The sequence below is a fragment of the Citrobacter sp. Cu096 genome (genome assembly GCF_030332285.1).
Lineage (GTDB): Bacteria > Pseudomonadota > Gammaproteobacteria > Enterobacterales > Enterobacteriaceae > Citrobacter > Citrobacter meridianamericanus.
In genome coordinates this window covers 216,442-234,780 of sequence record NZ_JAOWID010000018.1, presented here as the reverse complement: position 1 = coordinate 234,780, position 18,339 = coordinate 216,442, and the positions used below count along the sequence as shown (strand labels likewise).

The 18,339-nt window shown below is 44.9% G+C and carries 13 protein-coding genes; 4 read left to right on the top strand and 9 right to left on the bottom strand.

The genetic code is table 11. The annotated features are described in order from the left end of the window. The first annotated feature begins 19 nt into the window (after positions 1-19). The 3 genes from OGX99_RS02550 to OGX99_RS02540 all read left to right on the top strand — a co-directional run bounded on the left by OGX99_RS02550 (position 20) and on the right by OGX99_RS02540 (position 2,149). Positions 20-892 carry a phosphorothioated DNA-binding restriction endonuclease gene (locus tag OGX99_RS02550; protein ID WP_187259163.1) on the top strand — a complete coding sequence of 291 codons (873 nt, stop codon included), beginning with the start codon at positions 20-22 and terminating at the stop codon, positions 890-892. Between the two features lie 268 nt (positions 893-1,160). Then, positions 1,161-1,424 (top strand): hypothetical protein, encoded by a 264-nt coding sequence (locus OGX99_RS02545; protein WP_079775624.1) that lies wholly within the window; start codon positions 1,161-1,163, stop codon positions 1,422-1,424. Further along, the gene (locus OGX99_RS02540) at positions 1,421-2,149 is read left to right on the top strand and encodes a Fic/DOC family protein (RefSeq protein WP_286542567.1); all 729 of its coding nucleotides are present in this window, start codon (positions 1,421-1,423) and stop codon (positions 2,147-2,149) included. Before OGX99_RS02545 ends, OGX99_RS02540 begins: the two co-directional genes overlap by 4 nt. Positions 2,150-2,300: 151 nt before the next feature. Here OGX99_RS02540 and OGX99_RS02535 read toward each other — a convergent pair whose 3' ends face one another. From OGX99_RS02535 to OGX99_RS02520, 4 genes are read right to left on the bottom strand one after another with little or no spacing between them, the layout of a single operon-like run. Continuing rightward, positions 2,301-5,363, bottom strand: a complete 3,063-nt coding sequence (locus OGX99_RS02535) for a type I restriction endonuclease subunit R (RefSeq protein ID WP_286542565.1) — start codon at positions 5,361-5,363, stop codon at positions 2,301-2,303. A gap of 3 nt (positions 5,364-5,366) precedes the next feature. Then, positions 5,367-6,494: a restriction endonuclease subunit S gene (locus OGX99_RS02530; RefSeq protein ID WP_286542564.1), complete on the bottom strand. Its 1,128-nt coding sequence runs from the start codon at positions 6,492-6,494 to the stop codon at positions 5,367-5,369. Then, entirely contained in the window at positions 6,495-7,985 is a 1,491-nt protein-coding gene (locus tag OGX99_RS02525) for a type I restriction-modification system subunit M (RefSeq protein ID WP_286542562.1), read from the bottom strand. 5 nt (positions 7,986-7,990) lie between these two features. Further along, the gene (locus tag OGX99_RS02520; RefSeq protein ID WP_211691151.1) at positions 7,991-9,490 is read right to left on the bottom strand and encodes a type I restriction-modification system subunit M; all 1,500 of its coding nucleotides are present in this window, start codon (positions 9,488-9,490) and stop codon (positions 7,991-7,993) included. Between the two features lie 297 nt (positions 9,491-9,787). Here OGX99_RS02520 and OGX99_RS02515 point away from each other — a divergent pair, with 297 nt between their 5' ends. Then, positions 9,788-10,771 (top strand): toll/interleukin-1 receptor domain-containing protein, encoded by a 984-nt coding sequence (locus OGX99_RS02515; RefSeq protein ID WP_286542557.1) that lies wholly within the window; start codon positions 9,788-9,790, stop codon positions 10,769-10,771. Between the two features lie 268 nt (positions 10,772-11,039). Here OGX99_RS02515 and OGX99_RS02510 read toward each other — a convergent pair whose 3' ends face one another. From OGX99_RS02510 to OGX99_RS02490, 5 genes are all read right to left on the bottom strand, one after another. Continuing rightward, positions 11,040-11,567, bottom strand: coding sequence for a hypothetical protein (locus OGX99_RS02510; RefSeq protein WP_001043245.1), 528 nt, complete (start codon positions 11,565-11,567; stop codon positions 11,040-11,042). Beyond that, the gene (locus tag OGX99_RS02505; RefSeq protein ID WP_286542554.1) at positions 11,564-12,760 is read right to left on the bottom strand and encodes a hypothetical protein; all 1,197 of its coding nucleotides are present in this window, start codon (positions 12,758-12,760) and stop codon (positions 11,564-11,566) included. Before OGX99_RS02505 ends, OGX99_RS02510 begins: the two co-directional genes overlap by 4 nt. 188 nt (positions 12,761-12,948) lie before the next feature. Beyond that, positions 12,949-13,938 carry a restriction endonuclease gene (locus OGX99_RS02500; protein WP_286542751.1) on the bottom strand — a complete coding sequence of 330 codons (990 nt, stop codon included), beginning with the start codon at positions 13,936-13,938 and terminating at the stop codon, positions 12,949-12,951. Positions 13,939-14,078: 140 nt separating this feature from the next. Continuing rightward, positions 14,079-17,594, bottom strand: coding sequence for an AAA domain-containing protein (locus tag OGX99_RS02495; RefSeq protein ID WP_286542552.1), 3,516 nt, complete (start codon positions 17,592-17,594; stop codon positions 14,079-14,081). A 324-nt stretch (positions 17,595-17,918) separates the two neighbouring features. Further along, positions 17,919-18,296, bottom strand: coding sequence for a ribonuclease H family protein (locus OGX99_RS02490; protein ID WP_286542550.1), 378 nt, complete (start codon positions 18,294-18,296; stop codon positions 17,919-17,921). Positions 18,297-18,339 lie beyond the last annotated feature (43 nt).

The following is an 18,339-nucleotide window of genomic DNA, read 5'->3' as shown; positions in this document are numbered from 1 at the left end:
TTACCTGATAATGAAATCAATGACTTCCAGTAAAAACCTGCAACAGGCAATTGCCGACATCACCATCTGGCGTAAAGGCGAGCAGCGTGCGCCGCACAAGCCTCTGCTACTGCTTCATGTGCTGGCGGGTTATCAGCAGGGTCACGGTCGCCTGTTTGACTACGGTTCGGAAGTTCGCGACCCGTTGCATAGTCTGCTGGAGCGATTTGGACCACAGCGCGCGCAATACCGCCCGGATATGCCCTTCTGGCGCTTACAGGGAGATGGGTTCTGGGAGCTACAAAACGCCGAGCACTGTTCAACATCCGGCAGCAGCAAACAGCCCCCTGCCGGGGAACTGGTAACGCACAACGTTGCCGGAGGTTTTGATGAACAACATTTTTCCCTGCTGAAAAAGAACAAAAACCTCATTAATTCCCTGGCCCAGCAAATTCTCGAGGCGCACTTCACCGAAAGCATTCAGGAAGAGATCGCGGATGAACTGGGATTTGATATCCTGCAAATCCGTAAACAGCGGGACCCATTGTTCCGCCAGCAGGTTCTGCGTGCCTATAACTATGAATGCGCCATTTGTGGCTTCAATATGCGCCACGACAGCACCTCAGTCGCCCTGGAAGCCGCCCATATCAAATGGAAACAGCACGGCGGCCCGTGCGAAATTTCAAACGGACTGGCGTTGTGTGCAATTCACCATAAAGCCTTTGATAAAGGTTCGATTGGGCTGGATGAGCGTATGCGGATTCAGGTATCTCCCGCAGTGAATGGCAGCAGCATAGTGGGCAGACTGTTCTGGGATTTCGACGGTAAATCGATAGCGCTACCGATGATGCGCGAGAATTACCCAAAAGAAGGGTTTATGGAGTGGCACAGGAAGGAGGTGTTTAGAGGGTGAGTGCGAAGGCCGGACTCGCCTTTTCATTTAATTTATTGAAAAATAATGGGTTGCGAGATTTTATTTTGAGGATTTGCCCCCAAAGTGGGACATAAAAGTGAATACTGCGTGGAAGATCACAAAGTTGCTTTTCCCTCTGCGACAGTTCCTATCATAACCCTAAATTGCCTCATCAGCCCGCCATACCACACATGATGTGTTTAGTTCAGTTCTGAAGACACTACAACTTCGATATGCTAAAATTTAACCAAGAACTGAGGATGGCCACATGACCCAAAAAACTACCGTTAGTGTCGCTAGCTATGTTCAACAGCTTGCAAAAGATAACAACGTTACAGCTAACCGTGATGGCATGAGCCGCGTTGCTGTGACCATTACCGCACTTGCCGATGACTCTGTCGAGTTGGATAACGTTGAGCAATTACTGGTAAACCTTAAAAAGAAAGGTGTACTCAGTAAAGCTGAAATTTTACAGCTTCAGGGACGTTACTTCCGCGAACAAAAGCACTTTCATAAAAAAGTCACTGCATGAGTTTTGATCCATTTGGTGATTTCGATACCGCAGGCTACCTTCAAAATGCCCTTCAGCTTAAGGATCCTGAAGAGGTCAAACGAGCAGAACATCTTGCTTTTGAAGCAAGTATTGAAATCGCATTCAATTACTTAGCTCAAACAGAAATTATAGATTACCAATCTGTACTTAAAGTTCATGAGATCCTTTTCTCCGATTTTTATCCTTGGGCAGGAAAAGATCGTAACGAACTCGTTCCTCATCTTGCCGTTTTCAAAGGCTCACAGGATAACCCCCGTCACACGGTCTTCCAGCGACCAGACTCTATCCGTATAGCTGTCGAATACGCCCTTCATTTGGCCAATAACAAGCAACGTTTCCGTGAAAGGCCTGGAGAAGTCATGGGGTTATTAGCCTTTGCACATCCTTTCCTTGATGGTAATGGGCGTACTATTTTGCTTGTGTTTATGGAACTCGCCTTTCGGGCCGGTTTTGCCATTGACTGGTCACAGACAAGTAAGAATGACTATTTGAGAGCACTCAGCGAAGAAATCGGAGAACCATCTAAAAGGCACCTTGATCGTTACCTAGAACCATTTGTTGTGAACATCACAAACCGGGATGCCTGGCCAGCTATTATTGGCGGGATTAAAGGACTGGATGGTTTAGATAAAGAGAACATCTCTTATGAAAGCCTAGATGATCCTGAAGTACAAAAGATTTATATTACTTACCGTTCCGAATAAACAGTCAAGTCAGTACATCAATTAACAAACTGTAAAAATCATTTATTCAAAGAGCTATCAATCTCTTTTTGAGAGGTTATCGGGAGGAGATGATTTTCCTCCCATTTAACGTCCCCACCTTCATATACAATGGCCACTACATTGAGAAAACTCAGTAATGCTCCTCGATATACCCGTAAGCCTTCTGGAATAACTCTTTATCTTTACCTAATCCAAATTGAGCCAGAGTTAGCACAAGCGCCTTTTGAATTTCGCGTGGGCCGCTGTGGGAACTTTGCCAGCCATCAAAGCGAGTTGCTTTGACGATCTTATCGATTTGTTCAACAACGTCACCGATTAACTTAGGGGTAGTTTCCGGGCGAGTTTCCAGGAAAAGCTTGGTCAAAGCCTGTTTATTATCCGCTTCAGTGACTGGCCGCTCACCCGTTTCGCGTTCAGCTTGTACTGTATCTTTCGCAGCATCCAATAGGCCTTTCAACCAGTCGATAGCCTTGATAACACCAGCTTCATAATCCTGACGAAGTTTTTCCAGGCGTTCGCCCAATGCCACAAATTTAGGATCATGACTGCCGCGCAAACGCCCCATAAGATCAATCTCCAGGCGCTTGGCGCGTTGTTCCTGTTCTTTAGCAGTCAGGGTAAAAATAGCGTGCTCGTCCATGATCAACTCGTCAATATCATCGCGAATACGATTGATATCAGTATGCTCATGGATCATTCTGATGGTTTCAGGGCCAAGCGCAGCCCAAACAAGCGCACCTGTCTGCCCCACCGGACGCACCGATTCATAAATTTGCGCCAGCCATTTATAGTCCTGACGATAAGGGGTCAAAAAAGGATCTGGATTGATAGCTGACCATAATTTAGCTAACACTCCAAAGCTGGCAGCGAATTCATCACGCTTCTCGTTAGTTGGCAGACATTCTTGCGCGGCCATAATACCTTCAAAACCTTCTATGGAACGATCCACACCAGGGAAGAAGGCCAGACATTTATTCAGTTGTAACGGCAATAGCTCTTTAAATGCCTCAATTCCCTCTACAACCCCTTCAATTTCTTCAGGGTTGTAGGCCAGAGCGGTACGCAGATTTTCGAAAACGCCGAGGTAGTCGATAATTAATCCCATGTCCTTGCGTACAGCATCGGTTTCGTACAGCCGGTTGGTTCGGCACATAGCCTGCAGAAGGGTATGATCACGTAAAGGCTTATCGAGGTACATGCAATAGCAAATTGGTGCATCAAAGCCCGTAAGCAGCTTGGCAGTAACAATAATAAGCTGTAATGGATGCTCAGGATCTTTAAAGCATTCAATCAGATCCTTTTGCACCTGCTCATCCGCGTCAATATGCTGCCAACGTTCAAAATCGGCTTGTTTAACAGATAGCTCCAATTCGTCATGCCATTTGAGCCAGTCCTTATTGAGCTTATCTTTTTTGCCACCTTCTTCAACTTTAACCGGAGCCTGATCAACGTTCATAACCACTTCAACCGCATCGAAACCGAGCTTTTCACCGAGCAAATAATACATCTGCACACAGGCTTCACGATCATATACCACAACCATGCCTTTCATCTTTTTCGGCATAACATGGCTGGTAAAATGCTCAACAATATCATTACTCACCGCAGCCATGCGTCTGGGGGATTTCAGCATGATGGCCAGCTTGCCGGCGCGTCTGGACAATGCTGCTTTTTCTTCTTCATCCAAGTTGTTTTCGGTAGCCAGTTGCTCGAATTCTTCGTTGATAGCATCACGATCCACTCGGAGTTCAGCCAGCCGAGGTTCGAACTTCACCGGGTTAGTCGCGCCGTCACGGATCGACTGCTTATAGCTATAGCGGCTCATATAGCGACCAGGATCTTCTTCGGCACCGAACAACTTGAATGTATTACGATCAATGCCAGAAATCGGTGTGCCAGTCAGGCCATAGAAGTGGGCTTTGGGTAACGCCCAGCGCATTTTCTCGCCTAATCCACCTTCCTGGGTCCGGTGAGCTTCGTCAACCAACACAATGATGTTGTCACGATTGTTCAAGCCATTGGGGTTGCTATCATCAATTTCGATATCTTTAAATTTAAAGATGGTGGTGATCAAAATGCCACGGCTGTCTTGCTCAATGTATTCGCCAAGCTTTTTACAACTTTGCACTTTAATCAGATTCTTAACGTCGGCCCCACCAAAGGTCTCGTTAATTTGGCTGTCCAGATCTCGCCGATCCACAACGATGAGTACCGTCGGATTTTTTAACGCATTGTCGGCACGTAGCATTTTGGCGGTATAAAGCATCAACAAGGATTTACCCGATCCCTGGAAATGCCAAATAAGGCCTTTTTTCGGATAGCCTCTACGAACACGCTCAACGATTTGTTTTGCTGCTTCAAATTGCGGGTAACGCGGCAGGATTTTAACGCGTTTAGGCGGAGTATTTTTGCCCGTTTTGACGGTTGAAAATAATGCAAATGATTCCAGTAACTGCAATAAGGTTTGCGGATTTAACAAACTCTCGCAGCTGTGGAGTACCGATGCTAATCCCGGTAAAATTTCATCACGAAGCTCAGTATTATGCCATGGCCCCCAGTCTTTAACTCGGGCATTAATTGCGCCATAGGCAAAGGTTTTTCCTTCGCTGGCAAAGCACAGCAAGTTAGGTACAAAGAAAGATTCAACGTTTTTCCAGTAGTACTTTTTGCCGCCCATGAAGTCTGCGGCCCCGTCTTGCCAGGTCACACTGGGGCGAGTTGCGGTTTTAACTTCTCCCACCACCAGTGGTATACCGTTCACATAAAGGACAATATCAAAATAGACTTCAGTAGCCGCGATATAGTGAACCTGCTGCGCCACCACAAAGTGGTTGTTCTCTATATTGTCAAAATCAATCAGATTAATGGTGATATGGTCGCCATTCTCGCCAAAAGGCAAGGTTTTTTCAGCCATCAACCATTCCTGGAAGTTTTCATTGGCCTTTACCAAACCGGTATGAGGGGCTTCTAAAACCACTCCTCGCAGTTTGTAAATGACCTCATCGGCATAGTCAGGTTGTCTGCCGATATCAGGGTTTAACGAACAAAGCGCGTCTTTTAGCCACTCATCAACGAAGATATCCTGCGCTTGTTTAGGCAGATTTTCTCCGTGGCAATAAGCCCATTTGCCACCACTCAAGCCCTTTAAGCGGTCGATAATTCCATTTTCTGTAACGGTTTGTTCGTTAAACATGTATCACTCCCTACTCAACAGTGAAACCTTCGTATTTAGTAAAGCTCTTTTTTTATTTAGGATACTCTCAAAAGAATCTTTAGCTACTATCAACATAGAACTAATTTGATCTATTTGTAAACTACTTAATTTTGCGATACTTAATTTACTTAAGATATTCCAATCAGCTCTTGGCATCTTAGTTCCTTTCGCAGAGTGCATAGCAATTTGAGCGAATGCTTTGCTGCAAAATAAAGCAGCCAGAATAATCCCCACTTTGCTATTTTTAGGTTTTAGAACCACTAAATCAGAAGAGCAGATACCATTACAATCTGTTAATGCAGCTTTTCGTAGGTATGGCCTAATTTTACCGTACAGGATATTATCAGGCTCAAAACGAAACTTCTGACTAACAACGCCATCTAGATTAGAATGATTAACTCCCCAATAATTTTTAGAAGTTAGGTGTTCAAAGCCTACATAAATATTTTCTTCATCGAATTCATCCGGACTAACACGCACTCTTCGTTCCTTACACAAATCATCTATTTGAACTGAGTTTTGTTTTATTGTTTTAGAGCAAAGCAAAACTTTATTAACAATTGTCTCAATCAAATTTTCATGACTATCCAAAACAGATTCTATGGCATTTAAATTGCGATCGATTCCTATCAATAATTTAAGCAAAGTGGACTGAATTTCTTTAGATGGAAATAAAAATTTTTGCTCCGCCAAAGTTTTCCACTTAATTGTTGGAGATAACGAGCCTTCAGAAATAGCTACAGCTCGATTCATAAATATATCGGACTGCATAAAGAAAGGAAGAAACCCAGGAATAGCCATTTCCAGATTTTCCTCAAGAACCATTGCATGCGCTGAGCAAATACAATCCCAGTCAGCCACAGCAACCTTACGTTGATAAGCGCGACGCTTACCAAATATGATCTGACCTTTCTTCACCAAAAGCTTTTGTCCCTCGACATCTCCTGGCGCGCCATGACGTTTGATTTTAAGGTTGTCAGGCTCTAAATGCTCCAAACCGACATAAATTTCAAGGTCTGTCTCGCTCGGTTCTACACGTTTGGAGATATGTTTCGCGATATCACCAAACTTCACCATTTGCCAGCCTTCCGGTAATTGCTGTTCCGTCATTTACTGCTCCACCTTGCTTTCAACGCTATATCCAAGAGCTGCAAGGCTTTGGAATAATTTATTAGTTTGTTTTTTCAACTGAGTACGGCTTACTTTCCACGCTTCAATCGCATGTTCAATATTATGTACTTCACCGTTATTTTGTGCTTGCACATACAGTGGAATTGACAGGTTATAAAGGTTTTCTTTAATAGCTTCGATATCCACTAAAGCGGTTATATCGCTTTTTTTCTCCGGATGAAAATAAGCCTCGCATAATACCTCCAAATCCTCATCGGATAGGCGACTATGAGCGCGTTCACGGGTGACATGCTCAACCCCGTTGATAAACAACACTTTGTTTTTGCGTTCAGCAGGCTTATTGCAATTAAGCACCACCACACAAGATTCCATCGGCGAGTTATAAAACAGATTAGGTCCCAATCCAATCACCGCTTCAATGATGTCCGATTCAATCACCTGTTTACGAATGGCTTGCTCTGAATCGCGAAACAGCACGCCATGTGGCCAAAGCATAGCAGCACGACCGGCACTAGGTTTTAAGCTTTTGATTATATGGGTATAAAAAGCATAATCAGCACAGCCCTGCGGTGGTACACCATAAAGATTACGACCATAGGGATCGGCGGCAAACTTGTCACGATTCCATTTTTTGATGGAGTACGGCGGGTTTGCAAAAATCACATCAAACTGCTTGAGACGATCATTTTCAATAAACTTTGGCTCAGCCAAAGTATCACCGCGCAGCACATCAAATTCTTCGATATCGTGCAGGAACATATTCATACGGGCGATAGCGGAGGTCAACAGGTTCACCTCCTGGCCATAAAGATGTACTGAGCGCCACTCTTCACCTCTTGCACGGAGATCCATCACTGCATTTAGCAACATCCCGCCAGTGCCGCACGTCGGATCATAGGCGGTTTCACCCGGTTTTAAGCCCATAATGCGCGTCATTAAATGCACGACTGTTCGGTTGGTGTAGAACTCTGCTGCCGTATGACCGGAATCATCAGCGAACTTTTTAATCAGGTATTCGTAGGCTTCACCAAGATCATCCTGGGCGACAGATTTAATACCCAGCGGAATTTTACTGAAATGCTCAATCAGATCAGCCAGCAGATGATCGGGCAGACGCTCTTTATTGGTCCACTGCGCATCACCGAAGACTCCATGTAAACGCGGGTTATTGGCTTCAATTAGTCGAAGAGCATTCTGGATAGCTTCACCAATGTTTTTACTGGTATTGCGGACCTTTTCCCAAGCTGCCTCAGAGGGAATGTTGAAACGGTGAAACATCGGCATGGCTGCATATTCGGCATCACCTTCATGGAGCTCCATCGCCTCGTTATATTCTTCCAGGTAGACATCAGACAAACGTTTGTAAAACAGCAACGGGAAGACATACTGCTTGTAGTCTGATGCGTCAATTTGACCACGAAGAAATTCGGCGGCTCCCCAGAGCAGCTCTTCCAGCTTTTTATTACTCATAGTACTCATACCTCGAACCCTTCTTTGATAAGCAGGGCTTCCAGCTCCTCTTCTGCTTTTTCCAGCTCAGCCAGTTTCCGCTGAAAATCTTTGAGCGCCTCTTCCACAGTGATGGTTTCTTCTTCGAGTGGCTTTTGCACATAACGAGCAATATTTAGATTGAAGTCATTTTCTTCAATCTCCTTCAGAGGTACCCAGCGTGCAACGCCTTCGATTTCTTTTGCATTTGGTCCCTGTTGAGCCAAGTCATGGTAGATTTTGTATATGTCATCAGCCTGTTTGTTGGACAGCGTATTCTGCGCACGCCCCTTGGTATAGATTTCTTCAGCATTGATAATCAATACATGATCTTTATGCGCTGCCGGGCGAGATTTGCGCAGCACCAAAATACACGCAGGAATACCAGTGCCGTAGAACAGATTAGAAGCGACACCAATAATCGCCACAATGCGATTCTCTTGCAGCAATTTGGTTCGAATTGCCCCCTCAGATCCGCCACGAAACAGCACACCATGAGGTAATACGACAGCCATACGCCCATTGTCGTTAAGTGAAGCAAACATATGCTGCACCCAGGCAAAATCACCATTTGTTTTAGGTGCCAGACCATATTGCTTACGGCCATAGGGATCGTTCGACCACAGATCGTATCCCCACTCCTTCAAGCTAAATGGTGGGTTGGCAACAACGCAGTCGAAGGTTTCTAAACGATCGCTTCGTAAAAACTTAGGTTCACGCAGCGTATCCCCGCGAACAATATCGAAATCCTCCTGACCGTGCAGGAACAGGTTCATTCGCGCGATGGCTTCGGTAGTCAGGTTTTTTTCCTGACCTTTAATTTTTAGCAAGCGCGGATCACCGCCGTTTTCTTTTACATGGTGGATAGTCTCAAGCAGCATACCACCAGTACCACAGGCGGGATCGTAGACACTCTCACCGGCTTTTGGATCAAGAATGTTAACCATCAAGCGAACAATAGTACGGGGGGTGTAGAACTCACCGGCTTTCTTATTGGCTTTGTCTGCAAAACGTTTGATTAGATACTCGTATGCGCGCCCCATATCATCGTCACGGACACTGGCAACGCCGAGATTCACCTTGTTGAAGTGATTAAGTAACGTAGCCAATAACTCATCAGAAAGGCGTTCTTTATTGGTCCAGCTGGCATCGCCAAAAATGCCATGCAGTTTAGGGTTTGCCAGTTCTATACCACGGAAAGAGTCTTTTAAGGCCTGACCGATGTCCTTGGTCTCAGCAAAAACGTCACGCCAGTGACAATTCTCAGGTATCTGGATACGGTGGAACATCTTACCTTTGGCAAGCTCTGCATCCCCAACGCTCTCCATCGCATCGGCAAATTCTTCGTCATATACATCACAAATGCGTTTGAAGAACAGGATGGGGAAAATGTACGTTTTGTAATCTGACGCATCAATAGGCCCAGTGATGATATGGGCAGCATGCCAAAGATGGGCCTCGAGATCTTTTAGGTTAATCAGTGTCATTGTTGTCTCTTATCGATCCTGCGGTGCTGGAACTCTCAGCAACTCATGGATTTCACAGTAAAAAAGCAAGCAAAGCGATTCCACAACCACCTGAGCGTTCAATAAGTAGACGCCTTTACCCAAGTTGCTTAAATCAAGGAAATCGTCAGAGATCATACTCTGGCATCAGAATGATACCAAGATGAAGGACTGATTTCCGCATCAATACCTTGTAGCCAAGGGGGATTACTCTTTTACACTTATTAGCGCAATAATGGCGGTATTTCCTCATTTCTCTACCGGAGCATCTTACGCGCTATGACCACTCTCGTTTTTTCCTATTCCCATGCAGATGAAGCACTACGCAACGAACTTGAGAAGCATCTATCCCCGCTGAAGCGAACCGGGAAGATCACGACATGGCACGATCGCCGCATCGTCCCAGGCCAGGAGTTTGAACGTCAGATCGACCACTATTTTTCGCAAGCAGATATCATCCTGCTCCTGATCAGCAGTGACTTTATCTCTTCAGATTACTGCTATCAGGTAGAGATGAAAAACGCACTGGAGCGGCATAACCGGGACGAGGCGGTGGTCATTCCGGTAATTTTAAGAGACTGTGCCTGGCATCAGTTAGAATTCGGCAGCATTATGGCGGCGACTATCGACGGTAAACCCATAACTAAGTTTGCCACCCACGATGAAGGCTACGTTCAGGTCGTCGAGGCCGTCTCGCGTGCCATTGCCCAGATGGAAGCCAAAAAACCACAGCAAACCACACATATCCCTTCACCGGCTCCGGCGAATCCGATGTTTCAGGGAGTAGATTCCGTTTTTACACCGCGTTCAAGCAACCTTTCTCTCCCTAAGAATTTTACCGATCTGGATAAAGATCGCGCCAGACGTGAGGGCTTTGAATATGTTGCCCGCTATTTTGAGAATTCGTTAGATGAACTCAAAAAGCGCCACCCCGGATTAGACATCGATTTTAATCGGCTTGATACAGATTCATTCACCTGTGCTGTGTATATCAATGGCAGTAAGGTCGGTCAATGTGGCATCTGGCGTGGAAATCAACACCATGGAATGGGGGATATTTGTTACAGCCAGGATAATGTTGTTCGAAACAGTATTAACGAAAGTCTAAGCCTTGCTGATAACGGTCAGACTCTTGGTTTTCGTGCTCTGATGGGAGGCTTCAGTCGCGGCACCTCGCGAAACGAACTATTGACGAATGAAGGAATGTCGGAACATCTCTGGGAAATGTTCTTTGGGCTAATCAAGCAAAGTATGTCCCGATAATTTACCGTATCACAGTCGGGCATACTGCCCGATTTTTGTGCTGTCATTATTAGCAAATCTCAATAGGGGTTGAGATTTGCTGCAACTGAACCTTATCAGAGTACTTTTACTTTGTAACGAAAATAACGGGTATAGGGTATGATTGAACAATCAATGATTTTTTCTTGTGCGTGGAGAAATTAACTCTATGAACTCACTAACTTTCATCAACTCCATTAAGAGTAAATAAAAGCGTATCATAAATACGCTTTTATAATTACAGCGCATATTATTTAATTTTGCCATCGAGTTTTTCTGATAGCCGTTTTTTAGTGTTAAGATTTTTTAAATCGATAATGAAATTTACGCTAGATGCTATTACCGCATATATGCAAAATAATTGTGCATAAATTAAAGAGAGTAAAAACCATAAACCAATAACTGTAAATGCTGATTGGTACTGCATAAATAGATAAGTCTTTATCACAAACGTTTTTACGACAACCCCAACCAATAACAATAACAAAATTAATGCTGAGGAAATAACTACCCCCACCAGCAACTTAACTCTCTTTAAGTCATCGTCAGAAAATATCACTGTCACCTTTGAGGGTTGAACAATTTTTAATACAGCGTTCGGATAAACATAAGCAATCCAGATCCCCATTATTGTAAAAATCATTGCTGATGTATTTTGCAAGATAGAAATTATAGGTTCAACATCTTTAAAATCTATATCTAGCCTAAAGCTGTAGCTTAAATAAGTTACAACCAAAACTACCAGTATATGCCAAACAATAACTTTAGATTTATTCATGGTAATTCCTGAATAGCTTGGGGGGCAGTGGCTTCCTCCGCGCCAACGCCAAATGGTGCAAGCAAACCATCGCGTTTAAATTGTAGGGCTGTGAAAAGGCGCTGCGCTGTATAATGGCCCGTTTCGTCCACACCACCGCCTGTTGTATCATCAATCGGCAGAACATTTTTTACCACAAAACTATTCAACCAACAAATACCACCCACTCCCTCTTTTCTAAACCCAAGGTTACGCCAACCATCTAAACCACCGTTGTAATCCTCGGCATATTGTTCGAAAATTTGCTGCAATTCTTCTGCCGTTGGTTTAGCTTCAATATTCACCTCAACTTTACGAGTATCTTTTGTAACCTCAGCAGAGACAAAAGGGAGCCTTCCGAAAAACCTTGTCCAATCGGATTGATTTACATCTCTTGCTGCAATCACTTCACGCTTAACAAAATGAGTTATGTCACGGGCGATAGCGCCCAGATCAGCTCGTGTAGTGAGTTTTGTGTATTGCTTTGAGCTGATACGAAACCACAAATTTCCAGTTTCACCTGCTTGCTGCGCAGGGAACGTTATTTTTGTGTAAGAACCTGTGCTCCCTTCTTTAATTTCTCGGCGTTTTTCTCTAAAATCAGCATGTAAGCAGACAAAATCTCTGAAAAATAAATTCATTAGATTGGTATCTGCAATTGAATTAGAGAATCGGATTGATGCAAACAAATTTTTAGATGGAATAAACCAATAATAGGATGCTTCACCCCAAATGACTCGATCTCCAGCGGTTGCATTATTAGCATCATATAAAGTGTTGTCATCGAGCCGCGCATCAGCTTTTATTCCATAAACACCATCACCACTTCCTACGGCTCTCCAAAGAACAAGGATATATTCACCCGTTTCTTCATCTTTTTCGATTGCTTTTAGATAAACCTTTTTACGATGAGAATAGCCAGGAGTTTCGTCATCCCAAAGAAGTGTGTCTTCTAGTGAAATTCTATCCTGAAACCACACATGGAGGGATGAAAGAAGGGTATCCATTTCAAGTGGCTCGCAATAATCATCATTGCCATAACGATAAAAACCAAGCTGTGTATACTTGAAAAATGTAACAATACCGACACTCATACACTCATCTCTCAAATGTGATTTTCCCAAGTATTTCATGAAAATATTGAAAGATGAAGAAAAAAGTACGAAGGCATGCATAGGGCAAGCCAGCAACACAGTAGTGCAGAATGGCTGTGTTTTATAGCTTGTTCTGCATGTAGGCCACCATTTGTATGGTAGCCCAATACGTTATGTACTCTCGCCCCACCGCAGATAGACAACTTTTATCGCGTTTAAGCATACAATTTTGTCATACTGAGCCTGAATTAATAGTAATCATAGGTTATTCATGCAGGCAAATACGTTTTCTTAAGTGGAACTAATAACTTAGTCTCAATATCCACTTGCTCATAGTTTTCCACTAACGCGCGTACCAAATCGTCAAGCGTCCATAGCGTCAACGGGATTGTAGAACGATCGGCCTCATAGCGTGCATCCTTACTGAATCCACCGGTGCTGACATACAGCCCGCGATCGTCTTTATGACGGCCACCGATAAAGCTACGGATTTGCTGGCTGCTCATCTGTTCCCGTCGGTGCTTCACCTCAACAATAATGCGCGGATTTTCGAATCCGAAACCGTCAGGCGAAGCAATGATATCTTTCCCACGGTCAGCACCTGCAGGCGATACCTGAGTTTTATATCCCATGCTGCGTAACACGCCAGCGACCAGATTTTGCATCTCATCCCAGTCGAGACGGTTGATACGATCCTTGATGCCTTCAAAAGCGATCATTTCCATGTCGCGCAGAGGATTAGAAACGACCTCATCCTCCTCACCTGAAACAGGTACTTCCGGCACGACATCTGAGATAGGCTTTTTGCCCTGCACTAATTCATTCACGGCAAAATCAGGCACCTGAAAAACAGTCAGCGTTGAGCCAAGGGTGTTTCTGGTTGCATCGCTCAGGCTATCGCGCTTAATTTCTTCTGCGTTCCACTTCACTTTACGAGCGATGCCCATGCCATCTTCAAGCCACTCGGCATGAAACTCAAAATCTGAGGCGATTTTTCCTATTAAATAGGTCCGATTAGAAGGTGAATAAGTGATAGCCCAGTCACCTTTCTGCATCTCATTCACAAAGCGCCAGACCTGAGAAGCACCGGAGCGAACTGTGCCAGGCTTAGTCTGTGGCTCAAGCTCCTGATACCGGGTAAACAACTGCTCTCTTGAGCATCCCGGTTTCACATAGGGAGCGAGCTGCGACCAGCCGATTGCAACAACCTGTTTGTCCCTGAAGTCATCGTACAATTTTCCGCCATCGCCGCGGATCATCCACATTTTAGTCGCCACAATAATTCCTTCTGAAAATGCTTCACCGTGAAGACAGAAACTGTCTACCGGGATATGGCCATTCCATTCAGCCATCTTACGTTGGAAAGCAGTCGATAAGATGGCCAATCACAATTCCTACCCTAAACCTGACGCCTCTCAAGGCTATTATAAATTGCCTCAATCTCGCCCTTCAGGTTATCACCGCAATAAACCATCGATGTATCGTATCGTTCATATCGCGCTTCACGTGTCGCACTAAACCAGTTGAACGATCCCACGCACAGCAAACCATCATCACCAATAACAATTTTGCTATGAACACGATTGACCAGTTTTGTCGCAATACCAAGGGCGTTCAGTTTCTCCAGCACCGCTTTGAGGTTCTGCTGCTTCTCTTTTCGCTTCTCAAAATCACTATGTTCAGTGTTGTAGCTTCTGTCAGTGACAATCGTGACGTTAATACCACGTGAACACGCCGCAATCATGGAATCAAGAAAACCGGTTTGCTCCAGTTTTTGCCAGGTCAGCCATGGAGAAACTATCGTGATGTGTTTACCGGTATTTTCAAACGTCTGATTCAGGAAATTATCATGCTGCTCCACACCATGGAGTGTGTAGATTTTGGTCTCGGAAGTTTTTAAATCCTTACGCTCTTTATAATCAAAAGTGAGCGCATTCTTCTCTGACTCAAAGAGATATTTTGCCAGTAATCCCCGCGGAGATGAGGATGGCTGGATCTCAAATAGGTCCATATCGCCGAAGACCAGGAAACTGTCCTTCGCACGGGAGACAGCAACGTTCAGCATGCTGTTATCGCTATCAATAAACCCGCCATCCTCATGCTTTGAATAGACTGGCGAGAATATAACAATCGCTCTTTCCGCCCCCTGAAGAGAATGCACGGTGCCCACCGTGAGCGACGTTTCATTCGCGCCTGTACTGATGCCTTGTTTACCCAGCGCCTGTTTGATGGTCGATACCTGAGCGCTAAAAGGCGTCACGATACCGACAACCTCATGAAGCGATTTGCCGTAATGCGCTTCAATATCTTGCTGGTTATCTGTCAGCCAGGCCGCTATCGTTTCAGCCTCAAGCAAATTATATCGACTTCCGCTTCTTGCCAGCTCTCCTTTACCATCAATATGGAGATAACCCATTGCGGGTATTAAATTGCTCTCTTCCCCCCCTCTTTTAGGCAACAACTTACCGTGATAGCAGAGCGCATTACAGTATCCAATAATATTATCGAAACACCGGCGGTGTTCATATAAGTACATTCCACGAGCCAGTTCGGGATCATATTGATAGCGTGAGGCACACTGCGCTATTTTCATGACGCTGCCAGATGCAGCGCTTTTACCAAGCTCTGCGATTGCCGTATATTTCTCAGTAATCTCTTCTTGCGTACTACCTGACAGAATTTTTTCCGCCAGCATGTTACCTATATCAATAGCGGGAGCAATACTCCATATTGGCGGGATCTGTTCCGTATCACCAATCACTAATGCCTTTTTAGCTAAGGCAAACGAGGCAGCAGCCACTTCAGGAAGCACCTGCCCGGCTTCATCGACAATGAGTAAATCAGCGAAGTCATATAAATAGCTTTTCTCGAATTTACGTTGGCCTTTGTGTTCACTTATCTGCATATTGCCGGGCAGCATATAGCAGGTCATGACCACACATGGAGTGAGTTTCATTCGGCGTTGCCAGCGGGCGGTTACCCCTTTAGCTCCTTTCTTGCCCTTCTCTTTTTGCAGATCATCGATCTTAGCCATATCCATTAGCCAACGACCTTCCCAGTAGTGGGTGGTCAGTAAGAATGCAGGGAAGCGAATCTGCGTATCAGCCAGTTCATCTGCCTGTGAGAAACTCAGCTCCTCGTTGCCCTCATGCCCTAAATCAAGTGCCAGATTCTGCCACTTCTGAGCCGCCTGCTGTTCTTTAAGAACAATTTCATGGGCGGAGTCAATCTGCTGCCGGTATGTTGTTTGCTCGCGCTCAGCGGAGTTGAGCAGTCCATCAATATTACGTTCGATGGTTTCAGGATCAGACCACTGATTTCCCGCAGTCAGCGCACCTAATTTATCTTCGAGAAACAGTTGTATTTGGTACTGCCGCTTACTGCGAACCGCCGGAAGCCAGGAAAATAATGAATAGATCAGGGATTCACTGGCCCGATATTTTTTCCATTCCGTTTTAGCACTCTTCAGCAGAGTGACTTTTTGTTCTTGCCCGGAGAGTAATTTATTTAGATTAGTGAGATATTGCTCAATGTCATTAGCAATAAGCTCTCGCGCCTCCCGAACCTGGCTTAACGTTTGCCATGTTGCGTTCAGTCTTACCAGTTGTTCGAATTTTTCTGCCAACTGGCCATGCAGGAGTTCAATGACCTTTTCAGGGGATGAACAATCTTTTTTAGGAAAGGCTGCCTTAGCTTTCTCCAGATAAAACAGCAGTGCATCCTCTACATACTCTTTTGACTCAACCTGGTTGAAGAAATCTTCAGTTTGGTATTTTTTGGCTGCCTCGGCTTTACGAGTGCTTGAGGGGAAATAAGCACCGAAGCTTTTCAGCTCTGGCAACCATCGTCCGGCCATTGCACCAGTACCCTGGGAAAAGTCTTTCCCGAACGCCTCGATAATGTTCGTTACAGCCTGGTTATTCGTTGAAGTCGCGATAATAACCGGAGGTTCCGCTTTTTCGAGAGCCGCTCTGGCCCATTGAGTGGCGATAATAGAAAGCACCAGCGTGGTTTTCCCGGTTCCCGGAGGGCCGTTAACGGCAAGGATATCGCCATGCCTGGCATCCAGAAAATGGCTTAAGGCATCGCGCTGAGCCTTTGCCAGCGGGAACTTATCTCCGGAGTGTCCAAGCCTGTCGCTGAATTTTGCTTCCGGATCGAGCAAAGACTCTGCAGCATGAACCTCCCGCGAGGCGAAACGATTGAAAAGCGGCACATCCTTTTTGCAAACAAGCAGGTGGTCATAAAGCGAAAGGATATGGAAACTGGCGCCGCCAGATTGCGCCGTTTTAACAATATAACCGTGCTCAGCGAGTTCATATTGCTCGGGATTTTTAATCCAGTCGCCGACAACATTCTTCAGTAGCCTCTCTGAATCATCCAGATATTGACGCCAATCCTGCTGCCAGGCTACATATCGTGCTTCTCGTTCTTCATCCGTTTCGGCAGCGTTATCAACGCTGTCATCAAAGTTGATAGAGAATGACGTATGTGTCGTTTTATATTTGTCATACTGCTCAATCTCACCAATCGAAAATGCCCCTTTTGGCAAAGGTTCAAGCAGGTCTCTGGGAATGGAGGTCGCTGGCGTCGGATATAAAAAACCTTCACGGCTCAACAGTGCTGGCGTCACTATCGGGGTAACAATATCAGGCGCACCAGCGGAACGGTCCTTACCATGCTGCAGTAACCGGAAATAAACCTTTGGCCGCAAGATGACATCGACTGTTTCGACGTCGTCTTTTTCTCCCTCAAAAAATTTACCGACGATCGCTTCGTCAAGACGTCCCGCCGCTATCCCATGCCAGTGAGTGAAATTTTTGGCGTCTTTCCGTTCAAAACTACCCTTTCCTGACTCAGCATCTGCCAGCGAGTTGCGCCAGTATGAGGCAAACCCTAAAGCATTTTCATCCATTACCAGTCCTATGACTCAATGAAATCCATTGATTTATCGAATATAAAATCACCGTATGGATAACTATTGTCCACGTTGAAAAGCTGGCTGCAATGTTTTGTTCACGCTTCGATACAAATACTCGGGTTATACGGAGTCCAGGAGGCAACCATATCCTGCTGCATGGCACATAAAAGCTTTATAACCGAAGCAGCAGAGGGTTACCGATTGCACAGCACGCTCCAGAAGCCAGTGAGCCCTACTGGCAGCGTTCAATGCAATATTGGAACCTGTAAGTTCAGAAAATAGCGCTGTCGAAGATGGTTCTGTATGTAGGCTCTCCAGCTATTGTTTTGTCCGATGCATGCGAATAAAAGCATTCAAAAGGTCGCCTTCACCATGCATGACAGAAAAAGAATATTCACATTCTTTCTTTATCAAGATTCCACATAATTCCTTGTGCAAATCTACATTAACACCCTTTCCTTTCTGCGCTTTCTTCACACCGAGCTCACATGAACTGATTAATTCAACGTTACAGGGTTTCTTCAAACAATTCACACCATCAATAAAGCCCTGGAGAATGCATCTATTTGCGGTCGTATCACTGTAGGAGAAGGTCAGATATTTTATTTTCCCTTCACATTCCAGCACAACTTCCGCCGAACCTTCACGTGTTGCAGCATCACAACTTCCTGTTGAATATATTTTTACCATCTTCATTTTGTACCTTTCCCCTTACCAAACGAATCATGATATCCTATAT

Excerpts from the sequence above, each read along its gene's own strand:
- OGX99_RS02550 (WP_187259163.1), top strand. The coding sequence starts at position 20 with ATGACTTCCAGTAAAAACCTGCAACAGGCAATTGCCGACATCACCATC.
- OGX99_RS02545 (WP_079775624.1), top strand. The coding sequence starts at position 1,161 with ATGACCCAAAAAACTACCGTTAGTGTCGCTAGCTATGTTCAACAGCTT.
- OGX99_RS02540 (WP_286542567.1), top strand. The coding sequence starts at position 1,421 with ATGAGTTTTGATCCATTTGGTGATTTCGATACCGCAGGCTACCTTCAA.
- OGX99_RS02535 (WP_286542565.1), bottom strand. The coding sequence starts at position 5,363 with ATGTTTAACGAACAAACCGTTACAGAAAATGGAATTATCGACCGCTTA.
- OGX99_RS02530 (WP_286542564.1), bottom strand. The coding sequence starts at position 6,494 with ATGACGGAACAGCAATTACCGGAAGGCTGGCAAATGGTGAAGTTTGGT.
- OGX99_RS02525 (WP_286542562.1), bottom strand. The coding sequence starts at position 7,985 with ATGAGTAATAAAAAGCTGGAAGAGCTGCTCTGGGGAGCCGCCGAATTT.
- OGX99_RS02520 (WP_211691151.1), bottom strand. The coding sequence starts at position 9,490 with ATGACACTGATTAACCTAAAAGATCTCGAGGCCCATCTTTGGCATGCT.
- OGX99_RS02515 (WP_286542557.1), top strand. The coding sequence starts at position 9,788 with ATGACCACTCTCGTTTTTTCCTATTCCCATGCAGATGAAGCACTACGC.
- OGX99_RS02510 (WP_001043245.1), bottom strand. The coding sequence starts at position 11,567 with ATGAATAAATCTAAAGTTATTGTTTGGCATATACTGGTAGTTTTGGTT.
- OGX99_RS02505 (WP_286542554.1), bottom strand. The coding sequence starts at position 12,760 with ATGCATGCCTTCGTACTTTTTTCTTCATCTTTCAATATTTTCATGAAA.
- OGX99_RS02500 (WP_286542751.1), bottom strand. The coding sequence starts at position 13,938 with ATGATCCGCGGCGATGGCGGAAAATTGTACGATGACTTCAGGGACAAA.
- OGX99_RS02495 (WP_286542552.1), bottom strand. The coding sequence starts at position 17,594 with ATGGATGAAAATGCTTTAGGGTTTGCCTCATACTGGCGCAACTCGCTG.
- OGX99_RS02490 (WP_286542550.1), bottom strand. The coding sequence starts at position 18,296 with ATGAAGATGGTAAAAATATATTCAACAGGAAGTTGTGATGCTGCAACA.